The 1,209-nt window shown below is 45.6% G+C and carries 1 protein-coding gene; it reads left to right on the forward strand.

Features of this window, described 5'->3' with window-relative positions:
• On the forward strand, nucleotides 1-776 hold a 776-nt coding region (locus WH5701_RS00670), incomplete at its 5' end, for a ThiF family adenylyltransferase (RefSeq protein ID WP_037979253.1).
• Nucleotides 777-1,209: the final 433 nt, after the last annotated feature.

Below are 1,209 nucleotides of genomic sequence, written 5' to 3' on the forward strand. Positions count from 1 at the left end.
ACGTTGTCTGCGACGGCACCGACAATTTTGCTAGTCGATACTTAATTAATGACGCCTGTGTGTTGTCAGACAAGCCACTGATTTATGGCTCTGTTCAACGCTTTGAAGGTCAGGTCACTGTTTTCAATTGCAATCCTGAAAGTCCTAACTTCCGCGATTTGTTGCCTGTTCCTCCTTCGCCTGGTGCGATCCCCTCGTGCTCAGAGGCAGGGGTGATGGGTGTGATGCCGGGTTTGATTGGCCTACTTCAGGCCACTGAAACGATCAAGTTAATCACTGGCATTGGTCGTTGCCTCGATGGCCGTTTGCTGGTGGTGGATGCTCTATCCATGCGCTTTCGAGAACTCACGCTGCGGCGTGATTCTGGTCGTGCTCCGATCAAGGACCTGATTGACTATTCGCAGTTCTGTGGTGCAGCCACAACAGAGATGGATTCTTTTGCGATGGAAACGATCAGTGTTACTGAGCTCAAAGCTCTTCTCGATGGAGATGCTGGTGATTTGGCGCTTGTTGATGTTCGCAATCCTGCTGAAGCAGAGATTGTGGTGATCCCTTCTGCGGTACTTATTCCACTCTCCAAGATTGAAAGCGGAGAGGCGATTGAGCAGGTCCGCTCCCTGGCAGAAGGGCGCCGTCTCTTTGTGCACTGCAAGTTAGGGATGCGTTCGGCGAAAGCCGCTCAACTCCTTGCTGAGCATGGAATCTTGGCAACAAACGTGACAGGAGGTATCGATGCCTGGGCTCAAGAGGTTGATCCAATGTTGCCCCGTTACTAATAATCTTGTTCTTTAAAATATTGAGGATTTGATTCAAATTTAGGTTTTTACCTGGTCTTGCAAAATACGCTCTTCTTGATATTCGTGGCGATCAAATGCAGTGCCTTTGTATTTGAGTGATGGAGTAATTTTATTATAAATATTACTTCCATCTAATAAAGTAGAGAGAAATTTTGAATGCAAGGTTTGTCGTGCTGTGCTGGGAGATAGCCCAACACATGAAGAAGTTGATGCAGTAGTTGCTTATGGTTTAGAACAGTATCGAATTGACTTTCTGCACTGCCGCTGAAAAAACTAACATGTTCATTTGTTGAGAGATCATCGTCACAACTCCCTCCAGGATTGCAGCGAAAATAAAGAAGCCTAAAAATCAGCAAAAACAAAACTTGATGAATCTATAAGACCAATTATTGCGAGATAGTCTAAATACTTA

The organism is Synechococcus sp. WH 5701, assembly GCF_000153045.1.
Lineage (GTDB): Bacteria > Cyanobacteriota > Cyanobacteriia > PCC-6307 > Cyanobiaceae > Regnicoccus_A > Regnicoccus_A antarcticus.